The sequence below is a fragment of the Vibrio sp. 1S139 genome, from assembly GCF_041439475.1.
Classification (GTDB): domain Bacteria; phylum Pseudomonadota; class Gammaproteobacteria; order Enterobacterales; family Vibrionaceae; genus Vibrio; species Vibrio crassostreae_C.
Genome location: NZ_JBGOOD010000008.1, coordinates 91900 through 108924, shown reverse-complemented (window position 1 = coordinate 108924; position 17025 = coordinate 91900). Strand labels below are relative to the sequence as shown.

General features: G+C 45.2%; 16 protein-coding genes. 4 read left to right on the top strand and 12 right to left on the bottom strand.

Translation table 11 applies throughout. From position 1 onward, the window contains the following. Positions 1-216 precede the first annotated feature (216 nt). A complete protein-coding gene (gene fadJ / locus ACED46_RS05025) occupies positions 217-2433 on the bottom strand; it encodes a fatty acid oxidation complex subunit alpha FadJ (protein WP_371721005.1) in 2217 nt (738 codons plus the stop codon). Next, complete coding sequence (fadI, locus tag ACED46_RS05020) at positions 2433-3740, bottom strand: acetyl-CoA C-acyltransferase FadI (RefSeq protein ID WP_371721004.1); 1308 nt, start codon at positions 3738-3740, stop codon at positions 2433-2435. Before fadI ends, fadJ begins: the two co-directional genes overlap by 1 nt. Before the next feature lie 553 nt (positions 3741-4293). On the opposite strand from fadI, the gene ACED46_RS05015 reads away from it, so the two are divergent. From ACED46_RS05015 to ACED46_RS05000, 4 genes are all read left to right on the top strand, one after another. Then, entirely contained in the window at positions 4294-4842 is a 549-nt protein-coding gene (locus ACED46_RS05015; protein ID WP_017060646.1) for a sigma-70 family RNA polymerase sigma factor, read from the top strand. Beyond that, complete coding sequence (locus ACED46_RS05010; protein WP_017060647.1) at positions 4835-5563, top strand: DUF3379 domain-containing protein; 729 nt, start codon at positions 4835-4837, stop codon at positions 5561-5563. Before ACED46_RS05015 ends, ACED46_RS05010 begins: the two co-directional genes overlap by 8 nt. 297 nt (positions 5564-5860) lie before the next feature. Beyond that, positions 5861-7111, top strand: coding sequence for an outer membrane protein transport protein (locus tag ACED46_RS05005; protein ID WP_229649396.1), 1251 nt, complete (start codon positions 5861-5863; stop codon positions 7109-7111). Positions 7112-7407: 296 nt separating this feature from the next. Continuing rightward, complete coding sequence (locus ACED46_RS05000; RefSeq protein WP_371721003.1) at positions 7408-8712, top strand: outer membrane protein transport protein; 1305 nt, start codon at positions 7408-7410, stop codon at positions 8710-8712. An 89-nt stretch (positions 8713-8801) separates the two neighbouring features. On the opposite strand, the gene ACED46_RS04995 is transcribed toward ACED46_RS05000, so the two are convergent. The 10 genes from ACED46_RS04995 to ccmA form a co-directional block, all read right to left on the bottom strand. Continuing rightward, positions 8802-9587, bottom strand: a complete 786-nt coding sequence (locus ACED46_RS04995; protein ID WP_371721002.1) for a VacJ family lipoprotein — start codon at positions 9585-9587, stop codon at positions 8802-8804. Positions 9588-9711: 124 nt separating this feature from the next. Further along, positions 9712-10932, bottom strand: coding sequence for a c-type cytochrome biogenesis protein CcmI (ccmI, locus tag ACED46_RS04990; protein ID WP_371721001.1), 1221 nt, complete (start codon positions 10930-10932; stop codon positions 9712-9714). Beyond that, positions 10932-11423: a cytochrome c-type biogenesis protein gene (locus ACED46_RS04985; RefSeq protein WP_065583667.1), complete on the bottom strand. Its 492-nt coding sequence runs from the start codon at positions 11421-11423 to the stop codon at positions 10932-10934. The genes ccmI and ACED46_RS04985 overlap by 1 nt, the downstream gene beginning before the upstream one ends. Next, positions 11420-11971 (bottom strand): DsbE family thiol:disulfide interchange protein, encoded by a 552-nt coding sequence (locus tag ACED46_RS04980; protein ID WP_017060653.1) that lies wholly within the window; start codon positions 11969-11971, stop codon positions 11420-11422. Before ACED46_RS04980 ends, ACED46_RS04985 begins: the two co-directional genes overlap by 4 nt. Positions 11972-11976: 5 nt before the next feature. After that, the gene (locus ACED46_RS04975; protein WP_371721000.1) at positions 11977-13947 is read right to left on the bottom strand and encodes a heme lyase CcmF/NrfE family subunit; all 1971 of its coding nucleotides are present in this window, start codon (positions 13945-13947) and stop codon (positions 11977-11979) included. Then, positions 13944-14426 carry a cytochrome c maturation protein CcmE gene (ccmE, locus tag ACED46_RS04970; protein ID WP_008218324.1) on the bottom strand — a complete coding sequence of 161 codons (483 nt, stop codon included), beginning with the start codon at positions 14424-14426 and terminating at the stop codon, positions 13944-13946. Before ccmE ends, ACED46_RS04975 begins: the two co-directional genes overlap by 4 nt. After that, positions 14423-14629 (bottom strand): heme exporter protein CcmD, encoded by a 207-nt coding sequence (gene ccmD, locus ACED46_RS04965; RefSeq protein ID WP_009848525.1) that lies wholly within the window; start codon positions 14627-14629, stop codon positions 14423-14425. The genes ccmE and ccmD overlap by 4 nt, the downstream gene beginning before the upstream one ends. A gap of 14 nt (positions 14630-14643) precedes the next feature. Beyond that, entirely contained in the window at positions 14644-15384 is a 741-nt protein-coding gene (locus ACED46_RS04960; protein WP_102332830.1) for a heme ABC transporter permease, read from the bottom strand. Positions 15385-15532: 148 nt separating this feature from the next. Continuing rightward, on the bottom strand, positions 15533-16201 hold the full coding sequence (gene ccmB / locus ACED46_RS04955) for a heme exporter protein CcmB (protein ID WP_017060658.1): 669 nt from the start codon (positions 16199-16201) through the stop codon (positions 15533-15535). A 1-nt stretch (position 16202) separates the two neighbouring features. Continuing rightward, positions 16203-16820, bottom strand: a complete 618-nt coding sequence (ccmA, locus tag ACED46_RS04950; protein ID WP_017060659.1) for a cytochrome c biogenesis heme-transporting ATPase CcmA — start codon at positions 16818-16820, stop codon at positions 16203-16205. Between the last annotated feature and the right edge of the window lie 205 nt (positions 16821-17025).

Here is a 17025-nt window from a genome sequence, read left to right as displayed (position 1 = left end):
AAAAGGTTACGACGTTCGTTTCGATGATTGAATGTGTCGATTTAAAGACGCTTACTTTCTAATCAACGCAATAACTTACTTTTTATCTCTCAATCATCATTCCCGAGAAGGAGGAACGACTGAGTCGGGAATCTCATTCCTTTCACACTCGTTCATAAAACAGAAAAGCCCGCATCAATTGCTTGATACGGGCTTCTTAATCAATGAGTTAGAGAGTTACTTGTAGAAAGACTCACCCAATCCAGCACGTGTCAGTAGGCCATCACATGGCGCGAAACGATCACCGTACTTCTTAGCGAAATCGTTCATCATCTCAACCAGTGACTTAATGCCGATTTGATCCATATAACGGAACGGACCACCTAGGAATGGCGGGAAACCGATACCGAAAATCGCACCGATATCACCATCACGAGGGCTGCGGATAATGCCGTCGTCTAGACAACGAACCGCTTCGTTTAGCATAGGTAACACACAGCGCATCGCGATATCGTTATCGCTCAACTTAGGATCTGGTTGCAGCTTAAGCAGCTTGTAAACTGACTTATCCACTTCCTTCTTCTTGCCTTTGTAAGTGTAGAAACCTTTACCACTCTTGCGGCCTTTACGATTGTCATTCAAAAGAATATCGAACACATCAGGACCTTGGAAACGATCGCCAAGCTCATTCACTAAAATCGGAATGATCTTCGCACCGATATCAACACCCACCTCATCTAATAAAGTGATAGGACCAACCGGGAAACCGAAGTCCAATAACGTGCTGTCGAGCTTTTCAATCGGCTCGTTCGCTAGCAGTAAATGCGCTGCTTCGTTCATGTACGGAGCAAGAATACGGTTCACATAAAAACCAGCCGTGTCTTTCACAACAATCGGCGTTTTACCTTGCTTCTTCGCTAATGCAACAACCGTAGAAATCGTCTCTTCTGACGTAGTTTCATGAGGGATAACTTCTACTAGCGGCATTTTTTCGGCTGGGCTGAAGTAGTGAAGACCGACCACGTTTTCTGGTCGCTGCGCCTTCTCCGCAATCTTATGGATCGGCAATGAAGACGTATTCGTCGCGAAAATAGTCTCTGGCTTGGCATTGGCTTCGATGTCCGCAACCATTGACTGCTTAAGGTCGAGGTCTTCAAATACCGCTTCAATCACCACATCGGTGTGATTAAAGCTCGTAAAGTCGATACCACCAGACAGTTGAGGCATCTTACTTTCAAGGCCCGCTCGGCTCAGAATGCGACGCTTACGCTGCTTATCGAACAACTTGAAGTTGTAGTTAAGCGCGTTCAGTACACCTTCATTTGATAGGTCTTTAATGCGTACAGGCACTTTCGCCTTAGCAACACTGACATGGCTGATGCCTGCGCCCATAAGACCACCGCCTAGCACACCAACACGCTTAACCGCTTTGGGTTCTGCGTCGGCGCCGTGTTCTTTTTTCATTTCCGTGGTTGCAAAGAAAATCGAACGAAGGGCTTTAGACTCTGAAGTCATAACCAGTTCTGAGAAACGCTTCGCTTCATACTGAAGACCTTTATCAAAGCCGTTCTCAAGGCCATAACGAATCACGTCTAAAATCGCATCCGCTGCTGGGTAATTGCCGCGTGTTTTCTGATTGGTCTTCTTAGAAGCTTGTTCAAAAATCACTTTACGACCAAGGCCGTTACGTGAAATCAGCTTTTCTTTGGTCGACGCTTGGCTTTTCGACGCAAGGCGCTTACCTTTTTTACTGCCCGTATTCTTTTCAACAAAGCTTTTAGCGACTTCAAGCAGGATAGTTTCAGGCACACAAGCATCGACAACACCGAGCGATTTCGCTTTCTTAGCGCGCAGTTGCTTACCCGTAAGGATTAGGTCAAGAGATGGCAGCAAACCAATAAGGCGAGGTAGACGCTGTGTACCGCCAGAGCCTGGTAACAGACCTAACTGTACTTCTGGCAGACCAACGCGAGTCTTATCTGAATCGGTACATACACGGTAATCACACGCCAGTGCAAGCTCTAAACCACCACCTAAACATGGGCCGTGAATCGCTGCGACTACTGGGTACGGTAGTTCAGAAAGCGTTTGGAACATCTCCTGCCCTTGGCGAGCCAGAGACTGTGCTTCGTCAGCCGTTTTACACGCATCAAGCATTCTTACATCAGCACCAGCGATAAAGTTATCTGGCTTAAGAGAATGAACGATTAGGCCCTTAACTCGGCTTTGCTTTTCTTTGAGTTGCTCGAAGATGGCTTTCATTTCTTCAGCAAAAGCCGCTTGCAGCGTGTTCATTTTCTCGTTTGGTACATCAATCGCTAACCAAGCAATATCTTGCTCATCGATATTGAGAGTAAATGCTGTCGCTTTCTTTTTGGTTGATTCAGTCGCAGAGGTTGAATCTGGTTGAGCGACTGTTTCTTTTTCTGTTGTTGCATCAAGAGTCGTAGACATTATTCTACCTCCAAGATCATTGCTGCACCTAAACCACCAGCCGCACAAGCTGTGTTCAATGCCAAGCCGCCACCGCGACGTTTCAGTTCACGTAATGTTTGAGTCATCATGCGCGCGCCAGTCGCTGCAAACGGATGTCCGTAAGCAATCGAGCTACCCAGCACGTTGAACTTCTCCATATCAATCTCACCGATCGCTTTGTCGCGGCCAAGATTCTTCTGTGCAAACTCATCGCTCGCGAACATTTTAACGTTAGCCAAAACTTGGGCAGCGAATGCTTCATGCATCTCGATCAGTGTAAGGTCTGACAACTCTAAACCGGTGTTCTTTAATACTTGTGAGGTCGCGTAAGTCGGGCCCATCAACATATCTGTTTCAACACCAATCGCTGAGAACGCATAACCACGAATATAACCAAGCACTTCTAAGCCTAGTTCTTTCGCTTTACCTTCGCGCATCAACATCACTGCTGCACCGCCATCGGTAAGAGGCGTAGCATTGGCTGCCGTTACACTGCCGTACTTTCTATCAAAAGCAGGACGCAGCTTAGCGTAACCTTCAACCGTTGAGTCGTGGCGAATGTTGTTGTCTTCCGCTAGATACTTTTTGTAAGGCGCCGGGAATGCAGTCATCACTTCGTCTTTAATCTTGCCTTCTTTCCATGCCTGAGAAGCCAAAGAGTGAGAACGGTGAGCAAGTGCGTCTTGAGCTTCGCGAGTAATACCATGCGTCTTAGCCATTTGCTCAGCTGTTTGTCCCATGGATAAACCGGTCGAGTACTCTGCAACTGCAGGTGGTACTGGCATCAAATCTTTTACGGAAAGCGTTTTAAGAATCTTCAGCTTTTGACCCATAGTTTTCGTTTTACTCAGCGCTAATAGATTTGCCGCTAACTTTTTCGAAACACCGATAGGCAATACAGAAGAAGAGTCCGCACCGCCCGCAATACCGACATCAATCGTGCCAGCCATAATGCTTTCGGTCACGTTAACTGCCGCTTGGAAGCTGGTCGCACATGCTCGTGTGACACTGTAGGCATCGGTATTGATGTTCATGCCTGTGCCCAACACGATTTCACGCGCAATGTTCGGCGCTTCTGGCATTTGCACTACTTGGCCGAACACAACTTGTTCGATAAGCGCAGGATCGACATCCGTTCTTGCAAGCATTTCACTCACAACCATTTTGCCTAAGTCGACCGCAGGCACTTGGCTAAATTCTGTGCTCTGACGAGCGAATGGGGTTCGTAATCCAGCGACAACGGCAACACGTTCTCCAGAACGCGTTTTGACTTCCTGTTTGCCCATGGTTTCTCCTTAAAGTTAAGAGGTCTGACCTGAAGCATTGTAAAGAAGTTGTTAATTAAATCAAACGAGCGTTTAAATAAACGTGATACGAGTATCTCACTGTTTGAAAATATAACTGCGCATTCAGGCGAACCTTTTTGGGGGAAAGGTTGCCGTAAGAGACTAAACTATTGTAAGCAAAGACTGTTATCGCTGTGTAGGGAATGGTTTTTCTTGAGGCAAAAAAAAACCACACAAAGCTGTGTGGTCGGAATGTATATAAAGCAATTAACTTAGCGCCAATTGAAATAATCAGTTTCCTGATTAGGAGAAAGTAAAGTCAGCCTTCAAAAGGAAGTGTCGTCTTGCTCAACATGCTAGCCACGAATGACTAACTAGACGACAAGGTGTACTATAACGAGTTCGAGGCCTTAGATTTTGAAGTAGATCAATTTTAATGTGATTTTACGATTTCCTGCCGATCGTTAGCTCTAAAAATATAAAAACGAAGCACAACGTATAGAGGACAGCTATACGCAGAGCAATTATGGAGGCTCGTGTGTCAATAATAAAAATGTTTGGAAAGAAAACAGCCAAGCGTCCGGTCAACTCTGATATGGACAAACAAAGAAAATACGAAGCACTTGTGCGCGCCTATCATCGTGACCTCTTTCGCTACGCCTATTGGTTATGCAAAGACAAAAGCATTGCCGAAGACTTAGTTCAAGAAACTTGCCTTCGTGCATGGAAGTCACTCGATAGCCTTCAAGATGAAAAAGCCGCCAAATCTTGGCTGATTACCATCTTGAGACGCGAGAACGCTCGACGTTTTGAACGCAAACAGTTTGATCTGGTTGATATCGACGATCACGGTAACGATGCTAGTGTCAGTGATGACCCGCACCATCAGCATCAGTGGTTGCAAGCCCAGATCATGAAACTTGAAATTGATTACCGTGAACCTCTCTTCTTGCAAGTGATTGGTGGTTTTAGTGGTGATGAGATTGCCGATATTCTCGATCTCAACAAAAACACGGTGATGACACGTTTATTCAGAGCTCGAAATCAGTTGAAAGAGCTGTTGGATACAGAAGAGGCAGAGAGGGGGCAACATAATGGATGATTTGGAATTTCGTCGTCGTGTATTGTCGGAACCTAAACAACGTACACAAGATATTGTTGATGCGACCGCGAATAGCGAAGCCAATAGTAACTTCTTAGACGATGTACTAGCGCTTGATAAACAGATCCACTCTGCGATGAATGTGGATGTGCCAGACGATCTTGCTGATCGTATTCTGTTCAATCAGACCTCAAGCGAAGAAAGCAAAGTAGTAAGGCCAACGTTTGCGAGACGAGCAATGGCAATGGCCGCCTCAGTAGCATTCGTTGCAGGTTTATTAGTTGGCCAAGTGAATTGGGGAAATGCATTCGTTTCACCTGCGCAAGCTAGTTTAGTTGATACAGCGATGAAGCATGTTGTTGATGAGAAGAGCTTTGTTAGTAGCATCGATGAACAGGTTACATCGCAGCAGATCAACGCAAAAATGAACCCATTTGCTTTTCAGTTTGATGACGCTTTCCCTTACCATGTTTATTACCTAAACCACTGTGGCTTTGGTAAATCCAACGCAGTACATATGGTCTTCCAAGGCGCAAAAGGCAAAGTAACACTGTTTTTAACCGGTATTCCAACAGACAAACCTATCGATTTTGATGAAAAAGGCATGTCCGGCTCGGTAACACCCGTAGATGGCAGCAGCTTAATCCTTGTGGGTGAAAATGGTGAGGATGTTTCCAAAATCGCCGAAAAGCTGACAAAAATGATCAAACCAATGAGCTAATTCGCTCTTAAAGCCCCGTCACAAAAGGCCCAGCAATTATATTACTGATATTGCTGGGCTTTATTTATAAATAAACCACGAAACCATTCACACCACCAATGCCTCTAGAGTTAAAACTCTAAAAAACAGCATTTCACACCATTTTCGTGCCAGATAGGCGTCATTTCCATAATTTTCCACTCAAAATTCCCAATGGTCGGATTTGTATATCGTATACTTGCGAATAGGATCAGCCACCATTGAGCAATTGCTCAAATTAATCGCCCTGTAGAGGCGGATATATAAAGGAATAAATGAATGACTACCAACAACACGCGTCTGTTTAAAAAGTCTCTTTTAGCAGTAACAATTACACTGGCGTCTTCGCAAGCGATGGCAGCAGGTTTCCAACTTAACGCACAATCAGCAACCGGCCTTGGCCGTGCTTTCGCTGGTGATGCTGTAATCGCAGATAACGCGTCAGTAATGGCTCGTAACCCAGCTGCAATGTCAATGTTTGATAAAACTGAGTTATCTCTTGGTTTTGAAACAATCACTACAGACATTAAAGTATCTGATGCAACATACACTTCAGCAATGAACCCAATTAGTACTCCAACCTCATCAAACTACGATGACGCAGGCGGTACATCAGTTGCACCGAACATCCACCTTATCGTTCCAGTAAATGAAAAGTTTGCTTGGGGTGTAAATGCTTACTCGAATTTCGGTACATCTACAGACTTTGGTAGCGATTTTGCTGCTTCAGAATTTGGTGGTGAAACAGATATCATGAGCCTTAACTTCGGCCTTGCTGGTTCATACCGCTTGAACGACCAATGGAGCTTCGGTGCTGGTCTTGATATTATCTACGGTAAAGGTACGCTTAAACGTACGACAAGTAGTAACCTATCAGCAAATCCGAACAGTCCATTTAATGGCTTGAGCTTAGTTGATATCGACGGAGCTGATGGTTGGGGCGTTGGCTTCAACGTAGGTACTGTTTATGAGCTAGACGAAAACAATCGCTTCGGCTTATCTTACCGCTACAGCCCTGAAATCACAGCAGAAGATAGTAAAGGTCAGGAGATCAAACTTCCTCTACCAGATATGGCAGAATTCTCTGGTTACCACAAACTTGAAGATACCAAGTTTGCTGTGCACTACTCTCTGCAGTGGGTTGGTTGGAAAGCATTCGATAAAATTGAGTTCGGTGGTACAGCAACAACACCTGATGCCGCTTACGAGTGGAAAAATGCCGGTCACATCTCTGTTGGTACTACTTACTACCTAAACAACGACTGGGATCTACGTGCTGGTTACATGTATGACATCGCTGCACAAGATGACCTAAAATCAGTATCAGTACCTGATTCTGACCGTCAATGGTTCTCAGCTGGTTTCACATACCACATCGATACTGCATCTAACGTAGACTTTGGCTTCACTTACCTATTAGGTGAAGACGTTAAAAACGTAAATGAAAGTACACCTCTAGGCACATCTGTTTCAGCAACTACTCACGCCGATGCGATCCTACTAGGCCTGCAGTACAGCCGCAGCTTCTAATATTAGCTAGGTTATTAATCCTAAAGGGTCGCATAATGCGACCCTTTTTTATTGCCTAAACCACTGACCTACATCAATTTAAGCTTACAACTGTAGCCTGCAAGGTCAATATATGACTACAAGTGTACGCTCAAACTTCGCAACACAGCAGAAACATTTAGATTATTTCTCTAATAATTAAACACATTTACTCATTAAATCCCTAAAACACTGTTTTATTCGAATTTCATTTTTAAAGTAATGACTCTAAACGTAGAATCACGCCACTAAATACTTATGATTCAGCGAACATAATAATGAAAATGAATAAGACTCTTCTATCTGCTGCAGTGGCAGTTGGACTACTTTCGACTTCTACCGTCACTCACGCGGCAGGTTTTCAACTAGCAGAATACTCAGCAACAGGCCTTGGCCGCGCATACGCTGGTGAAGCTGCAATGGCTGACGGCGCAGACGCACAATGGCGTAACCCTGCCATGCTGACTTACCTAGAAGGTACTCAGGTTTCTGTTGGTGCTATCTATGTTGACCCTAACATCGATATCGAGGGTACTTCTACGTCCATGATGGGACAATCTACTTCGTCAAATTCTAGCGATTTTGCGCACAGTGCAGTAATCCCAAACTTTTATGTTTCTCATAAGTACAACGACAAGTTCGCATTAGGCTTTGCTGCTGGCACTAACTACGGTATGGAAACAGACCTAGGTAAAGACTTTGGTGGCGCAAACCACGGTAACGAAGCAAGTGTTACTACGATGGAGCTAAACCTAAACGCGGCTTACCAAGTACTTGAAAGCGTATCTATTGGTGGTGGTATTCGTTACATCATGGCTGAAGGTAACTTTGGAGCGGTATCTACAGTTAACTCTCTAGTTCCTATGCCTCAAGGTACAGCTTTAAAATACATGGAAGGTGATGACACAGCGTGGGGCTGGCAAGTTGGTACCGCTTGGCAGATCAATGAAAACAACCGCCTTGGTTTTACCTACAAGTCAGAAGTAGACCTAACGCTTGAAGGCCACGCAAATGGTGTCGCTTTTGATGCTGTTGCTGGCGCTTTAGGTACTCCTGTGAAGTCAAAATATAACGGCTCAATGCAACTTGCATTGCCAGCTACCGCCGAGCTAGCAAGCTTCCATCAACTATCAGATAAGGTCGCTGTACATGCGAGCGTTAACTGGACTAACTGGAGCAGCTTTAAAGAACTAGTAGCTGACATCCCTGAATTCGGTCCTGCTCGAACTCAAGATATCAAGCAAGAGAACTGGGAAGATAACTACCGCTTTGCTCTTGGTACTACTTACCAAATGACGCCTAAGTTAGCTCTACGCTCTGGTATCGCATACGATACTTCAGCGGTAAGCGATGAGCACCGTACGGCAACGATCCCAGAAACAGACCGCACTTGGTTAAGCATTGGTGCTGGATATCAATGGTCTGAGCAACTAACTCTAGATGCTGGCTTCACTTACATTCTAGCTAAAGACGCAAAAATGGTTGAAGATGACGCAAGTTCTGCACCATTTGGTGGTGACTTCGAAGGTGAAGTAACAGGTAGCATCTGGCTAGTAGGTATCCAAGCTAACTACCGCTTCTAATCTACCTCCCTAAAAGTAGAAAGCATTAAAAAGGCTCGATGTTGCATCAACATCGAGCCTGTCTTTTATCGATTTTCTAAATCATGTTTCTAGTAATCTTCTAGATAACCATCGATCAAATCTTCTTCTTCAAGGTCGACCTCTTCAGGCTCGATCTCGGCTTTAAAGTCACGACGTTGAATGTAAACATCACGCGTTAATGCATATGGATCAGGAGAGCTATCCAACAGCGCTTCTTGTGATACTAACTGAGCACGTGTTTCCATGCCTTCAAATGCCCACTTGCCTAAGCTAGCCCAGAAATTCAAGAACGACAGAGGCACATACATACCATCGACGGTTTCAGTCACTTCTCGAGTTGTTAGTGGACCATAACCCGGCACCATGAAGTACGGACCATTTCCTACCCCGTAATGACCAATCGCATCAGAGAACGACTTATCATCGTACTTGGTGATCCCAGCTTCGCTAGCAATATCGATTAAGCCTAACAAACCAATCGTTGAGTTAATCCAAAAACGATTGAAATGGTCGAGTGCTTTTTCACCATTGCCCATAATAAGGTTATTCACCATGCTTGATGGTTCGTCTAAGTTGGCTAGGAAATTGGAGATACCAGAACGCACTGGCACAGGGGTGTAGTCAACATAAGCGAGGGAAACAGGGCGAACTAAGTAAGGATCTAGATATTCGTAGTTGATATCCCACATCGCTCGGTTGAAACCTTCAAAAGGATCATTGGAGTGGGACTCTTCGACGTAATCAGAGGTTTCGAGGTTATCATCGTCAACACTTTCGTCCGGCGCGCTTGAACACCCAACCGTTAAGCTTGCGATAAAAAGTAAACTCGAGAGTCTTAAAACACTGACAGACATATCACCTTTTCCATAAGGAATTCAAATAATAAAAAAGGCCAGCAATCGCTGGCCTCAATTGTTTGGCTAAGTCTATACCGTTTATCTGCAAATCGGAATAGATAACACCTATGCAAAGTGATGATTAATATTGCTTATTGATATCAATGGTAACTGGAGCGCCCAATTCAACCACTTCACTTTCACCGTACCAATCACCTTCGCGAGTTGAAACGTTGCCGTCTGTATCAAGCCTAGCTCTAACCATCAGTGTTTCAAGGCTAGACAGCTCTTGCCCTTCCAGCATGCTGTTGCCGTCATCTAGCACAACCGTACGAGGGAAAGTCCCTAGTGGGTAGCGTGCCGCTGCGATAGGCATTGGAGAACCATCAGCTCTGTGTACTGACACAATTAACACTGAGTTAGGGTCAGCATTCACGTCTGCAGATAGATCGAGCGTTACAGCAACAGTCTTACCTTGGTCGACACCCATAGTGTCGCCCATTTTCTTCTGAGCACTTTCAATACTGCGCGAAAGCATTTCATAGCGACTGTCTTGTGGACCAATCATCTGTTGCATGATGCTCCAGTACTTCACAGCACCCGGGTAGTCTTGACGCTCAAATGCATCGAACGCTAGCAGTGAGAACACACGAAGGTCGACGTAATCGTTTTGAATCAAACGGCTCAAAATCAAACGAGCTTGGTTTTGATCCGCTTCATCAGGTGAAAGCATCAGTGCTTGTGCGAAACCTAACTGAACATCTTCATTCTTAGGTTCAAGCTTGTAAGCTCGCTCCATAGAATCTTTTGCTGTTTCAGCATCACGGTTAGCCAGTGCAATACGACCGAGTAGTAACCAACCTGTTGAATCTTTTGGTTGGTAATGCAGACGAGTACGAAGCGCCAGAGTCAAATCTTCCAGTTCATCATCCGTTAGTGCACCACCTTCCGATGACATTAGCTTTTTAGACAATTCAGGAAGGTTCGAGCTCACTTCTTGCCAGTGCTGAACTTTGTCCAGTGCACCGAACTTAAAGTACAAACCATAAGTCACAACGACGACAAGAATGATCGACGGTACAACCACACCAAGCGTAGAGATTTGAGTTTTCTTCACCTCTTCTTGTGCAGGAACATCATCAAGCAGAGACTGTTTCAAATCAGCGATCAGTTCTTGTTGGTTATCAACAAGACCTTCCTCTGCTTCTACTTCTAACTCGACAAGACGGTCTTTATAGAACGCTTTATTCAACTCGTCGCGAAGCATCTCGTCATTGTTTGCCTTCTTGTTAATGAAAGGCAGAACAATTAAGAAAATTGCCGCTAGCGAAAGGATAATGGTAGAAATCCAAAATAGAGTCATTACTTCTTATCTCCGTCGTTCTCTTCATCGAGTAACGCTTTTAAGCGAGCTTCTTTGTCTGCATCCCAGTCTTTATCTGACTCTACTGCTGCTTTTGATTTTGACTTTCTGCTTCGTAAAATAATCAAACCAAATCCAAACACAACAACCGCAAACGGACCAATCCAAAGGATCGATGTAGCTAAGGTCAGTGGCGGGTTGTACGTTACAAAGTTACCGTAACGAGCAATCATGTAATCAATAATTTCTTGCTCAGACTTGCCGTCTTTTGTCATCTCGTACACTTTTTGGCGTAAGTCGACCGCTAGCTCAGCATTCGAATCACCAATCGTGTTGTTCTGACATTTAGGGCAACGTAGCGTATTACTCAACTCTTTAAACTGCTGTTCTTGATCTACGGTATCAAATTCATGGAACTCGATAGGCGCAGCAGAAACAGTCGCTGAAATTGCGAACGTAGCGAATAGAGTAATCAATGCCTTTCTAATCATTTCGATTCCTCCAACAACTCTTGATACATCGGCTCAAGCGTCGATGCCCAGTTGGTTGGGTTCACGTCACCAACATGGCGGTAGCGAACTACGCCGTTAGCATCGATTAGGAAAGTTTCAGGCGCGCCATACACGCCAAGGTCAAGGCCTAGCATGCCATTACCATCAAACAGGCTAATTAGGTACGGGTTACCCAACTCTTTTAGCCAACCAACCGCTTTGTTGCGATCATCTTTGTAGTTAAGACCAATAATCTTAACGCCTTGATCCGCAAGCTTGTTCAGGTAAGAGTGCTCTGCATAACAAGTAGGACACCAAGTCGCCCACACGTTAAGAAGCAGTGGCTCGCCTTTAAAGATCGCTTGATCATGAAACTTACCTGGTTGTTCTAAGTCTTCTAGACCAAACTCAGGAACAGGCTTACCAATCAATACGGATTCTAGCTTAGTTGGGTCATCGCCCGACTGGTTGCGCATTAATTGCGTTGCAAAGATTCCAGCTAGAACCATGAACGCAATCAATGGAATGAATAAAATCTTCTTGTTCATTCGAATTAAGCCTCCTGCTCTTCAGCCGACTTTTTGGTTGGCTTACGGAAACGGTAACGACGGTCACTGATAGCAATAGCGCCACCAATCGACATAATCAAAGAACCTGCCCAGATCCAACGTACAAATGGTTTGTAGTAGATACGTACAGCCCAAGATTTGTTGTCGTCTAAACGTTCACCCATTGCAATGTAAAGGTCGCGCGTTACGCCACGGTCAATCGCTGCTTCTGTCATCATAGACTTAGCTGTGGTGTAGAAACGTTTTTCAGCGTGAAGCGTGTTGATGTATTTGCCTTCTTTAGTAATTTCAAAGTCAGCAATGTAACCATCGTAGTTAGGACCATCTTTGTCACGAACCCCTGTAAACAGGAAGCTGTATTCTTCAAGCTGGTAGCTTTCACCTGGCGCCAGACGTACATCACGTTCGATGCTGTAGTTTTGCACCATCGCGATACCAATCACTGTCACGGCTAAACCTATGTGACCACACATCATTGCCCAGTGGCTACGAGGTAGCTTAGTTAGACCTTTCAAGAATGTATGACGGTGAGTCGCACGCTCATGCAGCTCAAAGCCGTGCATGAAGATGATCCAGAACGCCATTACCCAACCAGCAAACGCAGTACCACTGAAGCGGTCAGCCAGTAGAGCAACCATTAGCGCACTCAAGCCAAGTGAGAATGCACCTGAAATCAGCATTGGTTTAACAAGCTTAGACAGGTTGTCACGTTTCCATCGGATCAGAGGACCGATACCAAGCAGGAACGAGAACGGGATCATTAACCAGAAGAACAACATATCAAAGAATGGTGCACCGATAGATACCGAGCCCAAGCCTAACTGTTTGTGAACTAATGGCAGTAGCGTACCTACTAACACAACGACAAGCGCTGCAATCAGTAAGATGTTGTTACCAAGCAGGGCGTTTTCACGAGAAACCAGATCGAAGTTACCGCGAACACGAACCGATGCGCCTTTAATAGCAAACAACAGCAGTGAACCACCGATAACAAAGACTAGGAAACCTAGAATAAACATACCACGAGCAGGATCTGACGCGAATGCGTGAACCGATACCAAGATGCCCGAACGAACTAAGAATGTCCCCAGTAAGCTTAGCGAGAATGCAGAGATAGCCAGCAGTACTGTCCAAGCTTTAAATGTGCCACGCTTTTCAGTTACCGCTAGTGAGTGCATTAGAGCAGTACCAGCCAACCAAGGCATGAATGAAGCGTTTTCTACTGGATCCCAGAACCACCAGCCACCCCAGCCAAGTTCGTAGTAAGCCCACCATGAACCTAGTGCGATACCTACCGTTAGGAATAACCAAGCTGCGATTGTCCAAGGACGCGACCAACGAGCCCATGCCGTATCAAGACGACCACTCATTAGAGAAGCGATTGCGAAAGAGAACGCAACAGAGAAACCTACATAACCCATGTAAAGCATTGGCGGGTGAATAATCAAACCCGGATCTTGCAGTAGTGGGTTCAGGTCACGGCCATCAACAGGGAAGAAAGGCAATGTACGTAAGAACGGGTTAGACGTCACGATAATGAACAGCAAAAAGCCGACAGTAATCAGACCCATGATAGCCAAAACGCGAGCCACAGACTCTTGAGGCATACCACGACTGAATGTCGCTACTGCTACAGTCCAACCCGCTTGGATAAGAACCCAAAGCAGTAATGAACCTTCGTGCGCACCCCAAACCGCCGTAATTCGGTAGTACCAAGGTAGTTGGCTGTTTGAGTTACTTGCTACGTATTGAATCGTAAAATCATTTGTGTAAAACGCGTAACACAAGATAAAGAACGAAATCGCTAAGAATCCGAACATACCCCACGACAACGGTCGTGCGCTGTTCATCAATAATGTGTTATTTCGAGCGGCTCCATACAATGGGAGCACGCTTAGCAGCAATGCAAGTCCCAAGGACAGGATCATCGCAAAATGGCCGATCTCGGCTATCATTGAGCATTTCCTTCTTTTTGTTCAGTCGTGTATTGCAAAGGCTCATGGGTTTTCTTCATTGCTTCCGCAACTTCAGAAGGCATGTACTCTTCATCGTGCTTTGCCAACACCTCAAACGCTTCGATTGTCGTCGCATCTTTAAGGACACCCTGAGCAACAATACCTTGGCCTTCACGGAAAAGATCAGGAAGGATACCATCGTATAGAATTGTTACTTTAGGGCCTACATCCGCCAAATCGAAGCTTACACGTAGTGATTCATTGTCACGGCTTACAGAGCCGACTACGACCATGCCACCAATACGTAGGCGTTGACCAACTTCAGGTTTCTTACCATCTTTGCCGTTGACCAGCTCAGTTGGTGTGTAGAACAGATCCATGTTCTGGTTAAGTGCGTAAACCATCAATCCAACAGTCGCACTGATACCAAAAAAGATCGCTAAGACAATGCCCAGCCTCTTTTTACGTCTTGGGTTCATAGAGTGTTCTCCATATTTTTTGCTGCATCGATACGAGCCTGACGATCAATCTTAGCTTGTACTTCATTTAGTAATTGCTTACCACGACGAACGCTTACGACCAGTAAAATGATCATCGCGAGAAATGTGATTCCAAATGCACTCCATACATATGAGGCGTAGCCCCCCATGGCAAAGAAATCACTCAAAGATTCAAAATACATAATTACCTACCCTACTACGCTTTTTCGGCCGCAAGCTTGCGAACCCATGGACGGTGACTCTCTTTACTGATGATTTCGTTACGGAAACGAACCATAGTCACAGCACCAAAGAAAAAGGCGAAGCCGAAGATGTTAAGAAGAAGCGGCCATAGCATGTCACTTGAGATCGAAGGTTTTGCGAACTTAGTAATGGTCGCGCCTTGATGAAGTGTATTCCACCACTCTACAGAGAAGTGAATGATAGGGAGGTTAATCACGCCTACGATAGCCAAGATACCCGCCGCTTTCGCTGCTGTTTTTTGGTCGTCAAAAGCGTGGTGTAGTGCGATCACACCCAAGTATAGGAATAGAAGAATCAGCTCTGAGGTTAAACGCGCATCCCAAACCCACCAAGCACCCCACATTGGTTTACCCCAAACTGCGCCAGTTAGTAACGCAATGAAGGTAAACACAGCGCCAATCGGTGCCATCGCCAGTGCGGCCATGTCTGATAGCCTTACCTGCCATACCAAACCGATAAAGGCAGCAATCGCCATCGACATGTAAACGCCCATCGACCAGATTGCAGACGGAACATGGATGTAGATGATACGGAAGCTATCGCCTTGTTGGTAATCAGAAGGCGCAAATGCAAGCCCCCACACGGTACCGACGGATAGACACAATAGCGCTAGGATCGAAAACCATGGCAAAAGTTTACCAGCAAGCTGATAAGAGGTTTCTGCTTTGGCATAGGGATGGAGCCATTTCCACATGTTGTAATCTCACTCTTACTTCATATTGCTTACAGCTATTAAAGCTATAATTATAATAATTTTATTTGTCTTGCTTTCAGTTTTATTGACTCTATGAGTCCAATCGACACATTTGGTTCACATTGGCTATACGATAACGGAACCCCAATCAGTTCACACTTACTCTAAGTGCGGCACTGATCGCAAAAGGCGTCATAGTCATCGCACCCATTAACATTGCCCCAAGCACCGCCAATTGACCGTTGTATGCAACGCCCAAAGCCGCAGCGTCAATTGCTGACGTCGCGAAGATTAAAATGGGGATGTAAAGCGGCAAGATTAACAGGCTTAACAGGACTCCGCCCTTCTGTAACCCAACGGTTAACGCAACACCAATCGCACCAATAAAACTCAATGCGGGTGTTCCTACCAGCAAGGTCAACACAACTGAGAGCCATGTATCAAAATCTAAAGACAACAAAACAGCCAATAATGGGCTGATTAAAATCAATGGTAACCCGGTCAACAACCAGTGTGCTATGACTTTGGACAATACTACCAACTGCAACGGGATTGGCATCAGCATCATCTGTTCAAGGGCACCATCTTGAAAATCATCACGGAAAAGACGCTCTAAAGAGAGCAATGCAGAGAGCAAAGCGGCCACCCAAACAATACCCGCAGCAATACGCGCAAGTAGGTTTGGCTCTGGGCCAATACTCAAAGGGAAAAGCGTGATAACAATGATGAAGAACCACAAAGGGTTAAAGATATCCGCTTGACGTCGAAACGCGATAAGCAGTTCGCGTCGGATAATCGTGGTCATTGAAGAGATCATATTACTCACCCAACTTTATTTTTCTTAGTTTCGGGCTATCAGCAAACATATCTTGGTGTGTGGTTAACAACACAATGCCACCGTTGTCTGCATGCTGAGAAAAAAGAGATTCGAGAACTTTCACGCCCTGCTTATCAATGGCAGTCAGCGGCTCATCAAGAATCCACAACATTTGCTTGCTCAACCAAAGGCGAGCCAACGCAACTCGGCGTTGTTGGCCTGCTGAAAGTTGCCCCGCAGGTACGTCTTCTCTGCCCGCAAGCCCGACTTGAGCCAGCGCGTGATAAAGCTCTTCTTTGCTGGTACCGCCACTGTGAATCGACTGATAAAAGCTCAAATTCTCATAAGCACTAAGCTCGCGCTTTACGCCTGTTTGGTGACCAAGAAAAAGTAAATTTTGATGATAAACATCTCGACTCGATTCAATAGACTCACCGTCCCAAGAGATAGTGCCGTCATCGCGATCGCCTAAGCCAGTAATAATCCTAAGGAGTGTCGTTTTCCCGGTACCGTTACGACCTTCAACTTGAACCAGCTCACCTGGTTTCAATTGAAAAGACAACGATTCAAACAGAATCCTGTCGTCACGAATAGCAGTTAAATTTGAGACTTCTAGCATAGGTAAATTTAGTCGAGTAATGAGAGCGCTATAGTAGCACACCAACATGGTGACAAAACAGGACTAGGCGTTTTCGATAGAACAAAGTCGGTAAGAAACTGTTACCACCTCATCACAATTTACACATTTTCATCAACAAACAAGATATTGTCGTAGATACAAGCACTTATAAACATCGTTCTATATAGATCGGACAGGCATAAAA

Excerpts from the sequence above, each read along its gene's own strand:
- ccmA (WP_017060659.1), bottom strand. The coding sequence starts at position 16,820 with ATGCTAGAAGTCTCAAATTTAACTGCTATTCGTGACGACAGGATTCTG.
- fadJ (WP_371721005.1), bottom strand. The coding sequence starts at position 2,433 with ATGTCTACGACTCTTGATGCAACAACAGAAAAAGAAACAGTCGCTCAA.
- ccmE (WP_008218324.1), bottom strand. The coding sequence starts at position 14,426 with ATGAACCCAAGACGTAAAAAGAGGCTGGGCATTGTCTTAGCGATCTTT.
- fadI (WP_371721004.1), bottom strand. The coding sequence starts at position 3,740 with ATGGGCAAACAGGAAGTCAAAACGCGTTCTGGAGAACGTGTTGCCGTT.
- ACED46_RS04975 (WP_371721000.1), bottom strand. The coding sequence starts at position 13,947 with ATGATAGCCGAGATCGGCCATTTTGCGATGATCCTGTCCTTGGGACTT.
- ccmB (WP_017060658.1), bottom strand. The coding sequence starts at position 16,201 with ATGATCTCTTCAATGACCACGATTATCCGACGCGAACTGCTTATCGCG.
- ACED46_RS05000 (WP_371721003.1), top strand. The coding sequence starts at position 7,408 with ATGAAAATGAATAAGACTCTTCTATCTGCTGCAGTGGCAGTTGGACTA.
- ACED46_RS04995 (WP_371721002.1), bottom strand. The coding sequence starts at position 9,587 with ATGTCTGTCAGTGTTTTAAGACTCTCGAGTTTACTTTTTATCGCAAGC.
- ACED46_RS05015 (WP_017060646.1), top strand. The coding sequence starts at position 4,294 with ATGTTTGGAAAGAAAACAGCCAAGCGTCCGGTCAACTCTGATATGGAC.
- ccmI (WP_371721001.1), bottom strand. The coding sequence starts at position 10,932 with ATGACTCTATTTTGGATTTCTACCATTATCCTTTCGCTAGCGGCAATT.
- ccmD (WP_009848525.1), bottom strand. The coding sequence starts at position 14,629 with ATGTATTTTGAATCTTTGAGTGATTTCTTTGCCATGGGGGGCTACGCC.
- ACED46_RS04985 (WP_065583667.1), bottom strand. The coding sequence starts at position 11,423 with ATGATTAGAAAGGCATTGATTACTCTATTCGCTACGTTCGCAATTTCA.
- ACED46_RS05010 (WP_017060647.1), top strand. The coding sequence starts at position 4,835 with ATGGATGATTTGGAATTTCGTCGTCGTGTATTGTCGGAACCTAAACAA.
- ACED46_RS04960 (WP_102332830.1), bottom strand. The coding sequence starts at position 15,384 with ATGTGGAAATGGCTCCATCCCTATGCCAAAGCAGAAACCTCTTATCAG.
- ACED46_RS05005 (WP_229649396.1), top strand. The coding sequence starts at position 5,861 with ATGACTACCAACAACACGCGTCTGTTTAAAAAGTCTCTTTTAGCAGTA.
- ACED46_RS04980 (WP_017060653.1), bottom strand. The coding sequence starts at position 11,971 with ATGAACAAGAAGATTTTATTCATTCCATTGATTGCGTTCATGGTTCTA.